General features: G+C 69.1%; 19 protein-coding genes. 5 read left to right on the forward strand and 14 right to left on the reverse strand.

Annotated features, from left to right (window positions below; genetic code table 11):
* Positions 1–235 precede the first annotated feature (235 nt).
* Together FBY39_RS15520 and FBY39_RS15525 are read left to right on the forward strand one after the other, a co-directional pair.
* Positions 236–673 carry a hypothetical protein gene (locus FBY39_RS15520; RefSeq protein WP_141933445.1) on the forward strand — a complete coding sequence of 146 codons (438 nt, stop codon included), beginning with the start codon at positions 236–238 and terminating at the stop codon, positions 671–673.
* Positions 674–732: 59 nt separating this feature from the next.
* Positions 733–1,020 carry a hypothetical protein gene (locus FBY39_RS15525; protein WP_141933447.1) on the forward strand — a complete coding sequence of 96 codons (288 nt, stop codon included), beginning with the start codon at positions 733–735 and terminating at the stop codon, positions 1,018–1,020.
* 28 nt (positions 1,021–1,048) lie between these two features.
* On the opposite strand, the gene FBY39_RS15530 is transcribed toward FBY39_RS15525, so the two are convergent.
* The 4 genes from FBY39_RS15530 to FBY39_RS15545 all read right to left on the reverse strand — a co-directional run bounded on the left by FBY39_RS15530 (position 1,049) and on the right by FBY39_RS15545 (position 3,753).
* Positions 1,049–1,678 (reverse strand): hypothetical protein, encoded by a 630-nt coding sequence (locus FBY39_RS15530; RefSeq protein ID WP_141933449.1) that lies wholly within the window; start codon positions 1,676–1,678, stop codon positions 1,049–1,051.
* Positions 1,679–1,781: 103 nt separating this feature from the next.
* Positions 1,782–2,087: an NIPSNAP family protein gene (locus FBY39_RS15535; protein ID WP_141933451.1), complete on the reverse strand. Its 306-nt coding sequence runs from the start codon at positions 2,085–2,087 to the stop codon at positions 1,782–1,784.
* Positions 2,088–2,104: 17 nt separating this feature from the next.
* Positions 2,105–2,968, reverse strand: coding sequence for a metal-dependent hydrolase (locus FBY39_RS15540; RefSeq protein WP_141933453.1), 864 nt, complete (start codon positions 2,966–2,968; stop codon positions 2,105–2,107).
* The gene (locus FBY39_RS15545) at positions 2,965–3,753 is read right to left on the reverse strand and encodes an SDR family oxidoreductase (protein WP_141933455.1); all 789 of its coding nucleotides are present in this window, start codon (positions 3,751–3,753) and stop codon (positions 2,965–2,967) included. The genes FBY39_RS15540 and FBY39_RS15545 overlap by 4 nt, the downstream gene beginning before the upstream one ends.
* A gap of 104 nt (positions 3,754–3,857) precedes the next feature.
* Between FBY39_RS15545 and FBY39_RS15550 the strand changes: the two genes are divergently transcribed.
* A complete protein-coding gene (locus FBY39_RS15550; RefSeq protein ID WP_141934282.1) occupies positions 3,858–5,204 on the forward strand; it encodes a bifunctional o-acetylhomoserine/o-acetylserine sulfhydrylase in 1,347 nt (448 codons plus the stop codon).
* Positions 5,205–5,265: 61 nt separating this feature from the next.
* Here the strand turns inward: FBY39_RS15550 and FBY39_RS15555 are convergent, their stop codons facing one another.
* Together FBY39_RS15555 and FBY39_RS15560 are read right to left on the reverse strand one after the other, a co-directional pair.
* Positions 5,266–5,487 (reverse strand): hypothetical protein, encoded by a 222-nt coding sequence (locus FBY39_RS15555; RefSeq protein WP_141933458.1) that lies wholly within the window; start codon positions 5,485–5,487, stop codon positions 5,266–5,268.
* Positions 5,488–5,539: 52 nt separating this feature from the next.
* On the reverse strand, positions 5,540–6,487 hold the full coding sequence (locus FBY39_RS15560) for a hypothetical protein (RefSeq protein WP_141933460.1): 948 nt from the start codon (positions 6,485–6,487) through the stop codon (positions 5,540–5,542).
* 48 nt (positions 6,488–6,535) lie between these two features.
* Between FBY39_RS15560 and FBY39_RS15565 the strand changes: the two genes are divergently transcribed.
* Positions 6,536–7,543 (forward strand): DUF2332 domain-containing protein, encoded by a 1,008-nt coding sequence (locus FBY39_RS15565; protein WP_141933462.1) that lies wholly within the window; start codon positions 6,536–6,538, stop codon positions 7,541–7,543.
* A gap of 378 nt (positions 7,544–7,921) precedes the next feature.
* Here the strand turns inward: FBY39_RS15565 and FBY39_RS15570 are convergent, their stop codons facing one another.
* Entirely contained in the window at positions 7,922–8,827 is a 906-nt protein-coding gene (locus FBY39_RS15570; protein ID WP_141933464.1) for a hypothetical protein, read from the reverse strand.
* A gap of 517 nt (positions 8,828–9,344) precedes the next feature.
* On the opposite strand from FBY39_RS15570, the gene FBY39_RS15575 reads away from it, so the two are divergent.
* Complete coding sequence (locus FBY39_RS15575; RefSeq protein ID WP_141933466.1) at positions 9,345–10,547, forward strand: homoserine O-acetyltransferase; 1,203 nt, start codon at positions 9,345–9,347, stop codon at positions 10,545–10,547.
* Positions 10,548–10,562: 15 nt separating this feature from the next.
* Here the strand turns inward: FBY39_RS15575 and FBY39_RS15580 are convergent, their stop codons facing one another.
* The 7 genes from FBY39_RS15580 to FBY39_RS15610 form a co-directional block, all read right to left on the reverse strand.
* A complete protein-coding gene (locus FBY39_RS15580) occupies positions 10,563–11,330 on the reverse strand; it encodes an NUDIX domain-containing protein (RefSeq protein ID WP_141933469.1) in 768 nt (255 codons plus the stop codon).
* Positions 11,331–11,372: 42 nt separating this feature from the next.
* On the reverse strand, positions 11,373–12,557 hold the full coding sequence (locus tag FBY39_RS15585) for an MFS transporter (RefSeq protein WP_186337029.1): 1,185 nt from the start codon (positions 12,555–12,557) through the stop codon (positions 11,373–11,375).
* A gap of 88 nt (positions 12,558–12,645) precedes the next feature.
* Entirely contained in the window at positions 12,646–12,954 is a 309-nt protein-coding gene (locus FBY39_RS15590; RefSeq protein ID WP_141933473.1) for a thiamine-binding protein, read from the reverse strand.
* Between the two features lie 14 nt (positions 12,955–12,968).
* Positions 12,969–14,189: a glycosyltransferase 87 family protein gene (locus FBY39_RS15595; protein WP_141933475.1), complete on the reverse strand. Its 1,221-nt coding sequence runs from the start codon at positions 14,187–14,189 to the stop codon at positions 12,969–12,971.
* A 65-nt stretch (positions 14,190–14,254) separates the two neighbouring features.
* Complete coding sequence (locus FBY39_RS15600; RefSeq protein ID WP_141933478.1) at positions 14,255–15,076, reverse strand: ADP/ATP-dependent (S)-NAD(P)H-hydrate dehydratase; 822 nt, start codon at positions 15,074–15,076, stop codon at positions 14,255–14,257.
* Between the two features lie 38 nt (positions 15,077–15,114).
* Positions 15,115–16,170 (reverse strand): hemolysin family protein, encoded by a 1,056-nt coding sequence (locus tag FBY39_RS15605; protein ID WP_141933480.1) that lies wholly within the window; start codon positions 16,168–16,170, stop codon positions 15,115–15,117.
* The gene (locus FBY39_RS15610; protein ID WP_141933482.1) at positions 16,167–17,498 is read right to left on the reverse strand and encodes a hemolysin family protein; all 1,332 of its coding nucleotides are present in this window, start codon (positions 17,496–17,498) and stop codon (positions 16,167–16,169) included. Before FBY39_RS15610 ends, FBY39_RS15605 begins: the two co-directional genes overlap by 4 nt.
* Positions 17,499–17,629: the final 131 nt, after the last annotated feature.

Consider the following 17,629-nt stretch of genomic DNA (forward strand, 5'->3'; position numbering starts at 1 on the left):
GAATTGTCGGACGAGGGGCGTCGAGTCGAATCCTCGAGATCCGCCAGCCTCCGCAGCGCGTCCGGATCGTCAGCGATGTCCGCCCGAGGACCGTAAGCGCGGTAGCGCAGCTCATCCAGTTCTGAACGGGCAGAAGGCTTCACGCTCTCGATCGTCTCACGATGAATTGACTCGCCGCAGATCGCACCGAAACGGCGTGGTCGTGGACGGGTGACTACGGCCTACATTGGGAACGATGAGCCTCGAACACGAAGACCCGGATGCCGAGGTGCCGCCGCTGATGAGCGTGCCCCGTTGGTACAACCCCGCCATCATCACGCTCGGGCTTGCTGGATTCGCCACCTACATCGTCACTCAGGGTCGTTTCGACTGGGTGATGGCGATCGCGCTTATCGCGGGGATCGCACTCTTCCTCTTCCTGTGGTGGGTTCAGCGGAGATTGAACAAGGGCAACTCACCCATCGACCGACGAGCGACGTACAGCTCGTCGACGGTCTTCGGCGCGATCTGGGTTGCGCTCGGCATCGTCCAGGCTGCTCTGATCGATCAGTACGTGCTGGGCGGGTTCATGATCCTGTTCGGCGTGATCACTCTGGCCGCCTTCGGCCCGCCTCTTCTTCGTGAACGTGCGGCCCGACGAGCAGCGGATGCCGAGGCCGGCGAGCAACGCTAGCTCGAAGTTCCGTCTACGGACGGAGGCGTCGCAGCGTCGGCACGCCTACCGTGTGAGTCATGGGCGATGTCATGGGGTGGGCAACGATCGTGATCGTGCTGGCCGTTCCGATCGTCTTCGCCGGCGTCGGACTGTCGACGCGCTTCCGCCAGAGGTCCGGCGATCAGTCGGCCCCGTCGTCGGGCGGACTGATGGGAATCGACGAGCTCTTCCATCCCTCAGCGCACAACGCCCGGCTCGTGTGGGATGCGGAGCAGGTGATTCCGATCCCCTCACCGACTCCCGACAAAGGGCCCGGGGTCATCGAACCAGGGAATCGGATCGTCATCGACGTGCCGTCCAGGTGAGCCGTGTCCGACCGGCGGACGCTGCACTTCAGTCCCCGCGGTGCGACAGCCGGGTGAGGACGACTCCCGCAATGACCGCCAGGATCAGCTGGGCGCCAGCGATGATCGCTGCCCAGATCGGGTCACTGCCCGCTGCTACGAGAAGACCCGCGACGATCGTGCCCGCCCCCGCAGGGGCGATGAACGCAAGATCAGCGCTGCGCGGAAGCAGACGTCGCGGCGCAGTCAGACGCTCAATGATCCAGGCAGGGAGGAAGAGAGCCGTCAGCAGACCGAAGATCATCAGTGCTCGCACGGCGATGTCCATCCAGAGGTCAAGATCGACGGCGGGCATGTCGTAGGCAAAGGTCCACGCACCGGTCAACATCGCGATGACGAACAGACGAGCACTCACGGCCCATGGAGTCGTTCCCCAGCCCACGTCGTTGAGCCAGCGCCAGAAGGAGATGCCAGGATCGGGCACAGTGAGGGGGTCGTCAGCGCCGAGGACGCGCGGCGAACGCTTCGCCCTTCCGCCCACCTCGGCGGCGAGCTTGATCGCCGCGTGCACGGCAAGCACGACTCCTACGGTGATGCTGACGGTGCCGAGGATCGCGCCGCGCGGAAATGAGGCCACGATCACGCCGAGAATCACGAGTCCGACGCCGGCAACCAGCACTGCAACTCGCTGATTCTCCATGGGCCCCCCGCCCTGACTCCTCGACCATATCGATCGAAGCTCGCCGGGCGCGCTCGCGCCCGACACCGACAGAGCCGAACCGCTAAGCGAACACGGGTGAGAGGAACCGCCGCTCGTAGCGACGTATGCAGCCCGTCGTGCGCGCGAGTTCGAAAGCCGCCTGGCACTCCGGGTCCGTCTTCGAGGCGTTCCGGTAGATCTCGTACTCCGCCAGTGACGGGAAGGTGAACAGCGCGAACGCCTCGTCGCTGTCGCCTTCACTCGGCATGAAGTACCCGTGGTGAGTACCGCCGAGCCTGTTGACGAGGTGGATCCATGCTCGGCCGTATTCGGTGAAGTCGTCGAGCTTGTCGGGGTCGATCTCGTAGCGGAGATGCACAGTGATCATCGAGGTTCCTTCCGCGTTCAGCGGGCCGGTGTCGCCGTTGTCGTCATGACGACCTCGATGCCACCCTCGACAGCGGATGCCACGAGCTCGACGCCCACCGAACCGAGCTCTGCGAGCGACGCGACGTGCGTTCCGCCGCACGGGATCCGGGCCTCCGCGTCGGGCAGCGTGCAGACCCACGTCCTGCGGTCGGCGAGCGTGCCTCCGTCGCGGTCGATCCGCACGTCTCCCCCGGCGGCCACCCACTCCGCGAGGAGCGCGTCGATCTGCGACGAGAGGGCCGGCAGGTCATCGAGCGCCGCGGGATCGAACCCCTTGCGGCGGAGCGACTTGCCGATGCGGTAGACGTCGTGCGAGCCGTCGGGATGGATCCGCGACTCTTGGATCGCGAGCGCGTCGAACGCCGGCATGCCGAGCGCATCCAGCGGCGCGTCCTTCTTCCAGGCGCCCGCGAGCGCGGCATCCAGAGCGAGCGACGCGAGGTGGCACGCGGTGTGGCCCCGCGAGAGGGCCGCACGGTAGGCGGCATCCGCTTCGACCGACACCTTCTCCCCCACCGACACCGATCCCTCGATGACGTGGGCGACGACGAAGGTCCAGCCTTCCGTGCCCGTCCGCACCGGCACGTCAGCCCCGAAGACGAACTCGCCGCCCTCACTCGCACCGACGACGGCGTCGACGATCGGCACCTCGGTGCCGTCGGCGAGGCGCAGACTCCCGCGGTCGGCGGGCTGATCCGGCCAGGCCGTGTCCACGGGATGGAAGGCGGTCAGGTCGAGCACGACAGCCGACCGGGCATCGCCGAGAGGCGTCACCTGAAGCACCGTCCCCGTCGACGACGTCTCGCCGTCGGGGTACGTGACAACGGTTCCGGGGATCACGCGCCGACGTCCGAGCGCGGCCGGAGTTCACCGCGGGCAAGAAGGTGCTGCGCAGACTGGGCGACAGGGCGCATCGTGACGAGGTCGAGGTTGACGTGCCCCGGCGCGTTGAGCGCGTACGCGATGACGTCCGCGACGTCGTCGGCGGTCAGCGGGTTCTCGACGCCTTCGTAGACGCGGTCGGCCGCGGCCTGATCCCCGCCCAGGCGGTTCACGGTGAACTCGGGCGTGTAGACCATCCCCGGTGCCACCTCGATCACGCGGATCGGCTCGCCGTTCAGTTCGAGCCGCAGCGCGTGAGCGAGCATCGCTTCGCCGGCCTTCGCGGCGTTGTATCCCGCACCACCGGCGTAGGCGGTCTGCGCCGCGGTCGACGTCACGAAGAGCGTGTCGGCGTGGCCATCGGATGCCGCGGCATCCCGCAGGAGCGGAAGCACAGCCGCGACGAGCCGCTGCGTCGCGAGGACGTTGACCTCGAACATCCACTGCCAGTCGTCGGCGCGTCCGTCCTCGATGCGGTCGGCTCCGCGTGCACCGCCGGCGACGTTCACGACAGCATGCACAGGACCCGTCTCACTAAGCCAGGCGGCGAGCGCGTCCACGTCGGCCTGCCGCGTCAGATCCGCGGCGTAGGCCACGATGCCCGTCTCGAGCTCGAGCGCGGCGAGCCGCTCGGCCCGGCGTGCGACGCCGACGACCTCCCAGCCGCTCGCCCGCAACGCTCGCGCGGCGGCCTCACCGATCCCCGAACTCGCACCCGTCACGACAGCTCGCCTGGTAACCATGTCTCCACGCTACCCGCCGAGGTTACGTAACATTTCCCTCCCATTGTCGGGCGCGGCGCGGCATCCTACGCTCCTTGAAGACGCACGACCGATGGCCGGCCGACATGCGAGACAACAAGGAGCACACGATGTCCGCACCCGAGAACTGGCGGTTCGAGACCAAGCAGATCCACTCGGGCGCCGCGCCCGACCCGGTCACCAAGGCTCGCGCGACCCCGATCTACCAGACGACGTCGTACGTCTTCGACAACGCCGACCACGCTGCGAACCTCTTCGCGCTCGCCGAGTTCGGCAACATCTACACGCGCATCCAGAACCCGACGCAGGCGGTCGTGGAGGAGCGTCTCGCCGCGCTCGAGGGTGGCACGGGTGCCCTCCTCGTCGCGAGCGGCCAGGCCGCCGAGACCTTCGCCGTGCTCAACATCGCCGAGGCGGGCGACCACATCGTGTCGTCGTCGTCGATCTACGGCGGCACCTACAACCTCTTCAAGTACACGCTCGCGAAGCTCGGCATCGAGACGACCTTCGTCGAGAACCAGGACGACCCCGAAGAGTGGCGCGCGGCTGTCCGCCCCAACACGAAGCTCTTCTTCGCCGAGACGATCGGCAACCCGAAGATCAACGTCCTCGACATCCGCACGGTCGCCGACGTCGCTCACGAGTCGGGCGTGCCGCTCATCGTCGACAACACGATCGCGACCCCGTACCTGATCCGGCCCTTCGAGCACGGCGCCGACATCGTCATCCACTCCGCCACGAAGTTCCTCGGCGGCCACGGCACCGTCATCGGCGGCGTCATCGTCGACGGCGGCACGTTCGCGTGGTCCGAGAACGTCGACCGTTTCCCCGGTCTGACGCTTCCCGACCCGTCCTACCACGGCGCTTCGTACACGGCCGCGGTCGGCGACGGCCTCGCCTACATCATCAAGGCACGCGTGCAGCTGCTGCGTGACCTCGGCGCCGCCATCGCTCCGCAGAGCGCATGGCTCCTCATCCAGGGCATCGAGACCCTGTCGCTGCGCATCGAGCGTCACGTGCAGAACGCGCAGGAGATCGCCGAGTGGCTCGAGAACCATGACGACGTGGCATCCGTCAACTACTCGGGACTCCCCACCTCGCCCTGGTACGCCGCAGCGAACCAGTACGCCCCGAAGGGCGTCGGCGCGGTCCTGTCGTTCGAGCTGAAGGGCGGCGTCGCGGCCGGCCGCGAGTTCGTCAACTCGCTGACGCTCTTCAGCCACCTCGCGAACATCGGAGACGTGCGCTCGCTCGTCATCCACCCCGCATCGACGACCCACTCGCAGCTGACCCCCGAGCAGCAGCTCACGTCGGGTGTCACGCCGGGGCTCGTGCGACTGTCCGTAGGTCTCGAGAACATCGACGATCTCAAAGCGGATCTCGAGCAGGCGCTCGGGGCCGCACGTCGCGTGTCGGAAGCGGCTCGCGCGTAACAACACCCGTGCAAGGGATGTGAGTCATGCCCCGGCCCCACAAAGGCCGGGGCATGTCACGTCAGTCGCCGAGATCCTCGGCGAGCTCGGCGGCCGTGAGATGGTCGCCGGGGCTCGGGGCGTGGAACGGTGGCGGCGGGGCGTCGTGATCGATCACGAGCGGGGCCTCTCCGTCAATCGGACGGTCGAAGACCACGTCGGTGTCATGATCGATGTCTCGCGCGGTGGGCGGCGGCTCAGACGCGGGTTCATGGGCGGGCATGAAGGGCTCGACTGTCGACATGACGCGCATCATTCCACATCCGGATGACGGCGCGACGGACGGATGCCGCGCATCAGGCCGCCGCACCTGCCCACCTCAGCACGCGGAGGGCCCGCAGGGTCACCCAACGGCTCGGAAACCCTTCGTGCTCGCCCTGCATCCCGAAGAGCGTCGCACCCTCGTGCGCGAGCTCGAGCGGGAACAGGCCGTTCGGCAACTGCTTCGAGCGGAGCATCTCGATCGCTTCCGCGCAGCGATCGTCACCGGCGGGTCGCGCAAGCCGGAAGTAGTCCAGGGCGCGCAGCACGTCGTAGTACCACCGCACGGGCGACGACAGCATCGTGAAGCGCGGATCGACGAGGGTGCCATCCGACTTGCGACGCAGGAGGGCGCGGTCCAGCAGGTACTCCTCTCCGCGATGCCGCGCGGCCTCGGTCGCCCCCGTGCCGCCCGTTGCCGCCTCCCACGCTCGCAGCCCTTCGAGGGCGCAGATCGTGGGGTGGAACGACGACGGGCTCGTGCCGTCTTCGTCCCAGCAGTTCCAGCCGCCGTCAGGCAGTTGAGTCCGCAGGAGCGTGTCGGCGATGCGGTGCCCCTCCTGTCCGAAGTACGCCGCCGACGACAGTGCAACCCCGTTGATGCACGGTTCGACCTCGCCATCGAAGTACCGCTCGCCATCGTGCTCCCAGCGGACGTTGTCCCGCACGAGCGCGATCGCGTGATGCACCGCATGGTCGTGCGGGTCGACGCCGAACTCGACGAGCGACTGCACGCTGAAGTGCGTCGCGGTCCAGGCGTCGAAGAACGGACGGTCGGGGTGCGCCCATCCGGGCCGATACGTCCCGCCATCCCACCGCCCGTCCGCCGCTTGGAGCGCGAGCAGTTGTGCTCCCCACCCCTCGCGAGCGACGCGGGCGCGCTCGGCGAGCACCTCGGCCTCACCGGCATCCGTCAGGTCTCGAAGGACCTGCCACCGGATCGCGGGATCGCCCTGCAGCAGATAGTCGATGACCTCGTCCATGCCACGCATGCTAGACCGGCCCGGCGACATGCGCCCTAGGGTGGCCTCATGATTGAGGCCATCGCCGCGTACTACGACGACTTCGGCCGTCGCTGGGCGCACGGCACGTCGCCGCTCTACGAGGAGTGGGCGCTCGGCATCGCCCGAGACGAACGGATGCTCGCGCGGATCGCCCCGCTCGAACCGCGCCTCCGCCAGGCGAACCTCCTCTTCGCGGCTGCCCGATGGGCGGGCTGCCCTCTTGCTCCGTATCCCGAGTGGTCGGCGTGGGTGACCGCGCATTGGGATGACGTGATGACCGTGGCATCTGCGCGAGCGACGCAGACGAATGAGCCGGGTCGCTGTGCGACGCTCCTGCCAGTACTGTCGCGGATCGATGGCCCGGTCGCGCTCCTCGAGGTCGGCGCCGCCGCGGGATTGTGCCTGCTGCCCGATCGATACAGCGTCGTGTACGAGGGGCCGTCAGGTGCCGTGCGGCTCGATCCCGTTGCGGGTCCTCCCCCGTTCGTTCTCGAGTGCCGCATCGACGACGAGGCGCTGATCCCGGATCGGATGCCGGAGATCGTGTGGCGTCGCGGCATCGACCTGCGGCCCATCGACCCGTCCGATCCCGACGCCGTCGAGTGGCTCGCGACGCTCATCTGGCCGGGGCCGCACCACGACTCCCGCGTCGCCCGGCTTCGCGGGGCCGCGGCCGTTGCGGCATCCGATCCCCCGCGGATCGAGCGCGGAGATCTGCTCGAGCGCCTTGCCGAGGTGGCCCGCGAGTCGCCGCCTGACGCGACCCTCGTCGTGTACCACAGCGCCGTTCTGCTGTATCTGTCGCAGCCGGACCGCGAGCGCTTCGCCGACCTCGTGCGGGGTCTCGGTGCGGCGATCGGTCGGCGCGTGAGGTGGCTCTCGAACGAGACAACGGGAACCTTCGCCTCCGTCGATGCCCAACTGCCGGCGGAGGCGGCGACGGACCACCGGTTCGTGCAGACGGTCGACGGCCGGGTCGTCGCTCTCGCCGGCCAGCACGGCGCTACGTACGAGACGCGCGGGCTCGGGGCCTGACCCGCCGCGGTACGTTCCGGGGCGGCATCCGTCGACCGGGGCGGCATCCGGGTGGCACGGATCGCGGCTCGGTACCACCCCGGGGCGCGCTCCCTCACCCCGGGGCGCGCGATCAGCGCCCCGGAACCGCAAACCGCGCCCCAAGGCAGCGAAACCACAGCGGCTCCCGATCGGGGCGCAATCCGTCACCCCGGGGCGCAAATCGTCCGCCGGCCACCACCCCGGGGCGCATTCCACCGCCCCGGGGCGCGAAATCAGCGCCCCGGGGCAGCAACCCGCGCCCCAACCCAGCGAAAGCGTGCCGCGAGCCGCCCCGAGAACGCGCCGCGAGTCGCTGAGACCACGCCCGAAGACGCAGGGCCCGCGAGGCGCACCTGCTCAGGCGGCCTTGCCCCAGCCGCAGGTCATCGGCTTGACGTCGAGCTCAGCCGAAGACGCCCCGATGAACACCACGAAAGCCCAGCCCTCGACCGGAACCCCGATCGCCGCGAGCAGCGGTGCCGGGTCGCTCACGGGCGGGAAGACCCCGGCGGGCGACGACGCGTCGTTCACGACGACACTGCCTTCGCGCGGGAACGCGAGAAGCTCGACGGTGGATGCTTCGGTGTCCCACCAGCTGGTCCCGGGGCAGATTCCGCCCCATGCAGACTCCGGAGCCGTCTGAATCGGAAGCGCGAGCGGATCTCCCGCATCTCCGTCGATCATGATGACCCGGCTCTCCCTGCCGGAGCCCGGGTCGGAGCAGGCCAGCCCGTCGTCCACGAGCGGGATACGCAGGACCACATCCACCGCGAACCCACCGCCGGGCGCTGCGCCGGTCGACTCGACACCATCGCCGCATCGGGCCGCGCGGGCAACGGGCACGGCGACCTGCGCTGCACCTCCGTCACCATCCGCGAGGAAGACGTACCAGAGTGACTCCCAGCCGTTTCCGTCGAGGCGTTCGATCGCGACGAGCGCGTCGTCGATGCCGTCGCCGTTCGCGTCGGCGTAGACCGGCTCCTTCATCGTGTAGCTACCGAGGTCGTCGCTGCCCGTCCCCGCTTCGAGCGCGACAACGACCGGCGCCGAGAATCCCCCACTCGAGAACATCACGTCGCCCGTCGCGAGATCGATCTCCCGAATGTCGATGGGCGTGGGCGTGGGACTCGGCGTGGGTGTCGGGCTTTCGGCATCCGCTGTGGATGCCGCAGGTGTCGCGCTCCCGGCGCAACCCGTCAGCGCGACGGCGACGAGCGCGGAGACGGCGACCAGATGGAGCGATGAGCGTATGCGGCGTGACATGGACTCTCCTCGTCTTGACCCGGAGTCGTCGATCGTCGCCGACGCGTCCGGCGTTCGGGGCGCGGTCCGTAGCGCTGGGGCGTGCAATCCGAGCCCCAGCCGAGCGAATCACGCCCCGTGCTTCCCCAGGAAGGCCGCGTCCTCAGATGCCCGCGGCCACTCCGCCACTCTTGCGCACGTGGCTCGCCCCTGTCTAGCGCCGAGCCCGCGGCATCCGGTGCAACCTGGACTCTGCGAGGCGGGCACGGCTTTGGGGCGCCATCCGTCGCCACGGGGCGCACAATCCACGCCCCACCCGAACGAAACCCGCCCCACCCACCTCCCACCACCCGCCCGCTCCCCCGGGGCACCATCCGTCCCGACGGGGCGCACAATCCACGCCCCACCCGAACGAAACCCGCCCCACCCGAACGCGCCACGCCCCACCCGCACGAAACCCGCCCCACCCCCGTAACACGCGCGAACGGAGCCCCGCAGCGACGTAGCCTGGAAGCTCCCGCGAAAGGCAGCTGTACGCATGGACTGGCAGACCTCCGAAGACACGGTGCCCTCGTCGCCCGTGACGGAGGCCGACGTGCGCTCGCTGCTGGGCCGCCCGCCGGCGACGGGCGCATGGCGCGACGGCGACCCGGTCGGCGACCGCCGCTTCGCCGCCTTCGGTGCGTTCCGCACGGAGGGGGGCGCCGAGCTCCCCTCGTACCGCCTCGCCTACGAAACGTGGGGCGAACTCTCCCCGCGCCGCGACAACGCGGTCCTCATCCTGCACGCGCTCACCGGCGACAGCCACGTCCGCGGACCCGCGGGTCCCGGCCACCCGACGACCGGCTGGTGGGATGACATCGTCGGACCGGGCGCACCGATCGACACCGACCGCTGGTTCGTCATCGCCCCGAACATGCTGGGCGGATGCCAGGGGTCGACCGGCCCGTCGAGCATCGCCTCCGACGGCTACGAGTGGGCCTCGCGCTTCCCGTATCTCACGACGCGCGATCAGGTCGCTGCGCAGGTCCGCCTCGCCGACGCACTCGGCATCGACGAATGGGCGGCCGTCATCGGCGGCTCGATGGGCGGCATGCACGCTATGGAGTGGGCGATCGGGTATCCCGAGAGGGTCGCACGCGTCGGCATCCTCTCCGCCCCACCCGTCAACACGGCCGACCAGATCGCCCTCAACTCGGTGCAGCTGGAGGCCATGCGGATCGATCCGCGCTTCCAGGGCGGGCAGTACTACGACGCCGCGGACGGCGACGGCCCCCACCGCGGACTCGCGCTCGCGCGCCGCATGGCTCTGCTCAACTACCGCTCTCCGACGGAGCTCAATCAGCGGTTCCAGCGCTCGTGGCAGTCGGGAGTCAGCCCACTCGGCCACGGCGGCCGCTTCGCCGTCGAGTCGTACCTCGACTTCCACGGCAACCGCTTCACGCGCCGGTTCGACGCCAACAGCTATCTGACGCTCGTTGAGGCGATGAACTCCCACGACATCGGACGCGACCGCGGGGGTGTCGAAGAGGCCCTTGCCCGTGTGACGGCGACGGCGCTCGTACTCGGCATCGACAGCGACCGACTCTTCCCCGTCGACGGGCAGCAGCGGATCGCCCGCGGCATCCGAAACACGATCGACGACGAGGCCGTCGTGCTCGTGAGCGACTTCGGCCACGACGGTTTCCTCATCGAGACGCCTGCTGTCGGACGCCACCTGGAGCGCCTGCTCGCGACGTGATCAGCGTCGGCGGCGTCAGTCCGAGCGCGTGTAGATCCACGGCAGCGCGCCGATCTCGAGCCGATGCCGCGACGCACCGTCTGCGCCGGGCGCCTCGTACTCGGCATCCTCACTCCACAGGAGCATGGGACCCGACTCGGCGCGGCGCGCGATGCTGTCGAAGCGGCGGACGCCCGACAGTCGCGTCGCGTCGACGAGAGAAGAGACGGATGCCGCATCCGCCAACTCATGGAGCGTGACCCACGTCGGCGGGTACAGCATGAGATCGCCGCGGCTGTGCCGCGCGATCGCCTCCGCGGGATCGATCCACTCGGCGCGAACGGCCTCCTCTGCCTGGAGTCGGATGCTGCCTTCCGTCGGCGCCGCGGCGACGAAGAACCACGTGCGGATCCGCACCGCGATGCCCGGCGGCGGATCCCATACCGAGACGGTCACGAGCGTGTCGGTATCGACGACGAGGCCGGTCTCCTCGAGGGTCTCGCGGACAGCGCCGCGCCGCGCGGCATCCTCCTCCGCCTCGACCTCGTGACGGTCGGTGTCTTCGAGCTTCCCGCCCGGGAAGACCCACGCGCCCGCGAACGAGCCGCGATCGGGGCGCTCGATCATCAGCACCTCGATGCCGGCGCCGGTGTCACGCAGCAGCACGAGCGTCGCGGCGACCGGGATGGCGGGGTCGGTCGCGTCGTCGGCGACGCGCGGACGGGAATCGCTCACGATGTCGGTCAGCACGCGCGTCGCCCGTGCTGCCGTCGTGTCGGGTGAAAGGGAGGACGGCTCTGTCACACCGCCAGCCTAGATCCGTCAGGGCGCGGCCCGGCATGGACCTCAGACGCGCGCGAGCGACCGGGAGCGTTCGAGCGTGATGCTCACGACGGCGATTCCCAGCCCGCCCGCCGCGAGCGCGACACCGACCCAGACGGGCGCGACGAAGCCCCAGCCGAGCGCGATGACGACGCCGCCGAGGAACGCGCCGAGGCTGTTGCCGAGATTGAGCGACGAGTGATTGACGGCGGCGGCGATGGACTGGTTGTCTTCGGCGACGTCCATGAGCCGCGTCTGGATCGTCGGGCTGAGCGCTGCCGAAACAAGCCCCGTCGCGAAGACGAAAAGCGCGAGAGTCCAGATCCACGCCGCCGTCAGCGCGAGGAGCACGAGCACGACAGCAAGCGTGAGGAGGCCCCCGACGAGGGTGCGGGTCAGGTGCACGTCGGCGAGGTGACCGCCGATGAGATTTCCCACCGTCATCCCGACACCCATGAGTACGAGCACGATCGGGACGGCCCACTCGGGAGCGAGCGCCACGTCGGTCACCATGGGCGCGACGTAGCTGTAGACGGCGAAGAACCCGCCGAAGCCGATAGCTCCCACGCCGAGCGCGAGCCAGACCTGACCAATCCGGAAGACCTTGAGCTCGCGCCGGAAAGTGCGTTCCCGATCGCCCGCGTGGGCCGGCACGAACAGCGCGATCGTGACGGTCGCGAGCGCGAAGATCGCCGCGACGATCATGAAGGCGATACGCCAGCCGAACTGCTGCCCGAGGAAGGTGCCGAGCGGTACTCCGACCACGTTCGCGAGGGTGAGCCCCGTCAGCACGAACGCGACCCCCTTGGCGCGCTTGCCGGGGCCGAGCACGTCGGCTGCGACGAGCGCGCCGATCCCGAAGTAGGCGCCGTGCGGAAGTCCGGCGAAGAAGCGGGATGCCGCGACGAGCTCGAACGTCGGAGCGATGAAGGTGAGGGCGTTGAAGATCGTAAGTGCGGCAGCGAGGCCGATCATGACGAGGTGGCGGGGATACTTCGCGACGACTCCGGCGATGGTGGGCGCGCCGATGACGACGCCGAGGGCGTAGAGCGTGATGAGCCAGCCCGCCGTCGCGATCGCGTCGGCCTGATTCGTCGACCACATCGACGGCAGGAGATCCTGCGCGATGTTCGGGAGAAGGCCCATGACGACGAACTCGGTCATGCCGATTCCGAAGCTGCCGATGGCGAGGGAGAGAAGCGCCCACATCGCCGCACTCTTCCTCAGGGAAGAGGAGGTCACCGCGCTATGTTAGCCGCGCTCCCGGCATCCTGTCGAATCGATTCGAGAAGCCCGATCAGTCCAGGTCGTCGATGGCCCGCTTGAGGCGTTCGATCTTGCCGTCGATCTCACCCGTACGGCCCGGGCGGATGTCGGCCTTCAGCACGAGCGACACTCGCGACCCGAAAGGCATCACGGCCTCGGTGGCGCGCTTGACGACACCCATGACGTCATCCCACTCGCCTTCGAGCTCGGTGAACATCGAGGTCGTGCGGTGCGGCAGGCCGCTCTCGCGAACGACCTTCACTGCGGCGGCGACCGCGTCGTGGACGCTGCCGTCGGCGTTGCCGGCACCGCTCGGGGCGACGGAGAAGGCGATGAGCATGGGAGACCTCCGGTTCAGGGGGTGGTATCGGTGGCGGCAGCGTGCGCGCGAGCATGCACGGGCGCACGCACGACGTGGATGAGGGTCCAGACGAGCAGAGCGACGAGAAGCAGATTGCGCGCGGTCAGCACAGCGACGGCGAGAACATCGGCGTTGAGCAGAAAGTTGTAGGTGATCGGGTAGACGATCTGGGTGAGAGCCGCGGTCACGAGAGCCCCGATCGCGAGCGGAGACCAACGGTTCCGGTCGAGCACGAGTCCGAGCACGATCGGCGCGATGATCCATGTCAGATACTGCGGCGACCCCACCTTGTTGAACACGATGAAGACGAGCACGAGGCTGAGCGCCAGCGCAGGAAAGAGGCCTGCGAAGCGCGCGCCTCTGCGCAGCTGAACCGCGCCGAGTGCCGCCACCGCCACGAGCGCGACCATCAGGAGCGGAGTCATGACAGCGATGACGCCGTCCACCTGTGGGCCCGTCACCTGGAACGTCAGGATGTTGCGGTCGTAGTAGAGGTACGAGCCCTCGACTCCCGCGACGGCCTGCCACAGGTAGAACATGCTCACGGGCGCCTCGAGCTGGAGCCCGCGGTCGGTCTGCCCCGACACGAAACCCAGCGCATGCTCGGCACCTCCGGCCAACACGACGACCAGCAGTATGGCGGCACTCGCGACGAGCGCCGTCGTGATGATCGAAAGCCGTCGGCGCACCGCGATGACCGCTGCAGCGAGCAGCGCCGCGGGCCACACCTTGATCCACGTCGCGATCGTCAGGAGAGCGGATGCCACGGCGGGGCGTCCGACGAGCCACAGGCATCCCGCGATCGCGAGCGGAACGGTCAGGCCGTCCAGGCGGTACATCCCGACAGGGCCGAGCAGCAGGATGAAGGCGAGCCAGAACCACGCCCCGACCGAGCGGCCACGCGAACGGGCGTGCCCCACCAGGAGGGCGAACGCGAGCGCATCGCATGCCGTCACGAGCAGCGCCCACGCGACCTCGTATCCCGCGATCCACTCGAGACCCACGGCGAGCACCATCGGCACGAGAGCGACCGGCGGATAGATCCACTGCTCCGTGACTCCCGGTATGCCGCCGCCGCTCAGCGCCTGCAGCGCCCAGGGTTCGTAGACGAGATACACGTCGCCCATGGGCTGGTTCGGGAGCCGGAAGCCGAGCACGGCGACGACGACGTGCACGAGCGCGAACCCGATCCACAGCACCGCCCGCCTCGACACGCTCACCATCGTATGGGCCGCCGCGGTGCGCGCCGTCCCCACCCGGCCGGCGCGGAGGATGGTCGTCAGAGGCCGGCGATCACCTCGGCGACGGCGCGGGGAACCGTCGCAGCGACATCGAGGGCCGTGATCGGACCCCCGTGACGGCCCAGGTCGGATGCCGCCAGCGCGGCCGCGCGCCCGTGGAGCCAGGCGGCCGACGCGGCGAGTTCGAGGAGATGCTCCGGCTCGTCGTCCGCGAAGGATGCCGCGACGAGGGCACCGAGGATCCCGCCGAGCACGTCCCCTGTCCCCGCGGTGGCGAGCCACGGGACACCCGGCCTCACGACGACGCTCCGCCCATCCGGATCGGCGACGATCGTGGTCGCGCCCTTGAGCAGAACGGTGCCACCCAGTGCGCGCGCCGTCTCCGCGACCGACGCCGCACTGCCATCAGACGGTTCCAGGTCGAGCGCCGACCGCAGACGGTCGTGCTCGCGGCTGTGCGGTGTCACGACGACGGGTGCCGCGCTCCCCGGCGCGAGGTCCAGGGCCCCCGCATCCACGACGACCGGGACGACGCCCTCGAGGATACCGCGGAGCGCCGCCGTCTCGTCGGAGCCGCGGGTCGCGGCATCCGTGCCCGATCCGATGAGCCAGGCCTGTACCCGTCCGTCGGCCGTGACGGTCTCGGGTCGCCGCGCCAGCACGAGCTCGGGAGCCGGTCCGACGTACCGGACCATTCCGAGTCCCGTCCGCCACGCGGCTTCCACCCCGAGCACCGCAGCGCCGGGGTAGAGCACGGAGCCCGTGCGGACGCCGAGCACTCCCCGCGAGTACTTGTCGTCGGAGTCCTGAGGGATCCGCACGACTTTCGCGACGTCGCGCGCCGCCCACTCAGCATCCATGGCGCCACCCTATCCACGAGGGCGCCGAGGACCCCCGCTCAACGCCGGCGACGGGTGGCGTCCTGCACCTCGCCGACGAGCTCCTCGATGATGTCCTCCAGGAAGAGGACGGCCGTCGTCTCCCCCGTCTCGTTCCGTACCTGCGCCAAGTGACGCCCGTCGCGTCGCATGACGGCCAGCGCATCTTCGAGATCGGTGGACTCCATGACGGGCACCATGTGGTGGATGCGTTTGGCGGGAAGCGGACGGACGACGTCGGATGCGGCATCCGGACCCTCTGCGGCGCGCAGGATGTCCTTGAGGTGGACGTATCCGACCGGCGCTCCGTCGGTGTCGACGATGACGTAGCGCGAGAACCCGTGCTTGGCGACGGCGCGCTCGATCTCGTCGGGCGTCGTCTGCTGAGGCAGCGTCACGAGGTCGGACAGCGGCACGGCGACATCCATCGCCTTCTTGTCGGTGAACTCGAGGGCCGCCGACAACGTACCGGCGCTGTCCTCGAGGACGCCTTCGATGCGCGACTGGTTGACGATCGTCGTCACTTCTTCGAGCGTGAAGGTCGATGCCGCCTCGTCCTTCGGCTCGACGCGGAACAGGCGAACGATGTGATTGGCGATCCAGTTGAGCGTGAAGATCACGGGGTGGAACACCTTCGACACCCAGACGAGCGGCGTCGCGAGCATGAGCACGGCGCGGTCGGGCACGGAGAACGCCAGGTTCTTCGGCACCATCTCGCCGAAGACGACGTGCAGGTACGACACGATGAGCAGCGCGATGACGAACGCGATGACGTCGACGGTCGCCTCGGCGAGCCCCGTCAGCGCGAGCGGCTCCGCGAGAAGGTGGTGGATGGCGGGCTCGGAGACGTTGAGGATGAGGAGCGAACAGATCGTGATGCCGAGCTGGCTCGTCGCCAGCATCAATGTCGCGTGCTCCATCGCGTAGAGCGCCGTCTTGGCGGAGCGCACGCCCTTCTCGGCGAGCGGCTCGATCTGCGAGCGCCGCGCGGAGATGACGGCGAACTCGGCGCCGACGAAGAAGGCGTTCGCGATGAGGAGAACGAACAGCCAGGCAAGTCCGGCCCAATCGCTCATCGGGACTCACCTCCCTCGGTCAGGGCGTCTTCGCTCGGAACGGGGGCCGGCGTGAAGCGCACGCGGTCGACGCGTCGACCATCCATGCGCTGCACCTCGATGGTCCCGTCATCCGTCTCGACGGAGTCTCCCGTCGCGGGGATCCGCTCCAGGACGCTCATGATGTATCCGCCCACGGTGTCGTACACGTCGCCTTCCGGAATGCGGATGCCCGTCCGGTCGAGCAGTTCATCGGGTCGGAGCTCGCCGGGGAACGAGACGGAATCGGCCGAACGCACGACTCCCGCCCGCCGTCGGTCGTGCTCGTCGAGGACCTCGCCGACGATCTCCTCGACGAGGTCTTCGAGCGTCACGACGCCTGCCGTGCCGCCGTACTCGTCGACGACGATCGCCATCTGGTAGCCGCGAGCGCGGAGCTCCGACACGAGCGCGTCGAGGTGAACGGCCTCGGGAACGCGGAGGGGTTCTGTCGCGAGCGCCGCGGCGGGAACGTCGGCGCGGCGGTCCCGCGGCACTCCGACGGCCGCCTTGAGGTGGACGATGCCGGTGATGTCATCCATCGAGTCGTCGTACACGGGGAAGCGACTGTGCCCCGTGCGGCGCGCGAGCTGGACCACGTCCTCGGCGGACTCCTCGGCGGACAGGGCGTGGATGCTGGGGCGCGGGGTCATGACGTCGGCCGCCGTCAAGCGCGCGAACCGCAGAGTGCGGTCGAGCAGCGATGCCGTGTCGAGTTCCAGCAACCCCGCGCTCGCCGAACGCCGAACGAGGCTCGACAGTTCCTCGGCCGTGCGGGCACCGGACAGTTCTTCCTTGGGCTCGATCCCCATGGCGCGCAGAACGCCGTTCGCGCTGCCGTTGAGCACGACGATCGCGGGGCGGAAGACGGCCGTGAAGGCGGCCTGGAAGGGGATGACGAGCTTCGCCGTCTGGCGCGGGACGGCCAGCGCGAAGTTCTTCGGCACGAGCTCGCCGAGGATCATGGAGAGGATCGTCGCGGACGTGATCGCGATCACGACGGCGAACGGACTCGCGAAGCCCTCCGGCCATCCCCAGGCCGCGAAGACGGGGCGGAGGAGGTTCGAGATCGCCGGCTCCATCGTGTAACCCGTGAGGAGGGTCGTCAACGTGATGCCGAGCTGCGCGCTCGAGAGGTGCGTCGAGGTGATCTTCAACGCGTTGATCGTCATCGACAGGCGGGTCTCACCCGCGGCGCGCCGAGATTCGAGGTCGGCACGGTCGAGGTTGACGAGCGCGAACTCGCTCGCAACGAAGAGACCCGTTCCGATCGTGAGCAGGAGCCCCACGCCCAACATGACGTAATCCATCACGCGTCACCCCGCTTCCGGGGCGCGAGAACGTGGGGCGTCTGTCTACTGGGAGGGTCGTCCATCGTGCGAAGAGTCTACGGGACGCCAGCCCCACGGATGCCTGGAGCCCCAGCATCCGTGCGCATCTC

The sequence above is a fragment of the Microbacterium sp. SLBN-146 genome, from assembly GCF_006715145.1.
In the GTDB taxonomy this organism is placed as follows: Bacteria; Actinomycetota; Actinomycetes; order Actinomycetales; family Microbacteriaceae; genus Microbacterium.

Coding starts and splice junctions, on each gene's coding strand:
- FBY39_RS15560 (WP_141933460.1), bottom strand. CDS start 6,487: ATGGACGAGGTCATCGACTATCTGCTGCAGGGCGATCCCGCGATCCGG.
- FBY39_RS15575 (WP_141933466.1), top strand. CDS start 9,345: ATGGACTGGCAGACCTCCGAAGACACGGTGCCCTCGTCGCCCGTGACG.
- FBY39_RS15520 (WP_141933445.1), top strand. CDS start 236: ATGAGCCTCGAACACGAAGACCCGGATGCCGAGGTGCCGCCGCTGATG.
- FBY39_RS15525 (WP_141933447.1), top strand. CDS start 733: ATGGGCGATGTCATGGGGTGGGCAACGATCGTGATCGTGCTGGCCGTT.
- FBY39_RS15565 (WP_141933462.1), top strand. CDS start 6,536: ATGATTGAGGCCATCGCCGCGTACTACGACGACTTCGGCCGTCGCTGG.
- FBY39_RS15550 (WP_141934282.1), top strand. CDS start 3,858: ATGCGAGACAACAAGGAGCACACGATGTCCGCACCCGAGAACTGGCGG.
- FBY39_RS15585 (WP_186337029.1), bottom strand. CDS start 12,557: ATGTGGGCGCTTCTCTCCCTCGCCATCGGCAGCTTCGGAATCGGCATG.
- FBY39_RS15555 (WP_141933458.1), bottom strand. CDS start 5,487: ATGTCGACAGTCGAGCCCTTCATGCCCGCCCATGAACCCGCGTCTGAG.
- FBY39_RS15570 (WP_141933464.1), bottom strand. CDS start 8,827: ATGTCACGCCGCATACGCTCATCGCTCCATCTGGTCGCCGTCTCCGCG.
- FBY39_RS15600 (WP_141933478.1), bottom strand. CDS start 15,076: ATGGATGCTGAGTGGGCGGCGCGCGACGTCGCGAAAGTCGTGCGGATC.
- FBY39_RS15545 (WP_141933455.1), bottom strand. CDS start 3,753: ATGGTTACCAGGCGAGCTGTCGTGACGGGTGCGAGTTCGGGGATCGGT.
- FBY39_RS15610 (WP_141933482.1), bottom strand. CDS start 17,498: ATGGATTACGTCATGTTGGGCGTGGGGCTCCTGCTCACGATCGGAACG.
- FBY39_RS15605 (WP_141933480.1), bottom strand. CDS start 16,170: ATGAGCGATTGGGCCGGACTTGCCTGGCTGTTCGTTCTCCTCATCGCG.
- FBY39_RS15535 (WP_141933451.1), bottom strand. CDS start 2,087: ATGATCACTGTGCATCTCCGCTACGAGATCGACCCCGACAAGCTCGAC.
- FBY39_RS15590 (WP_141933473.1), bottom strand. CDS start 12,954: ATGCTCATCGCCTTCTCCGTCGCCCCGAGCGGTGCCGGCAACGCCGAC.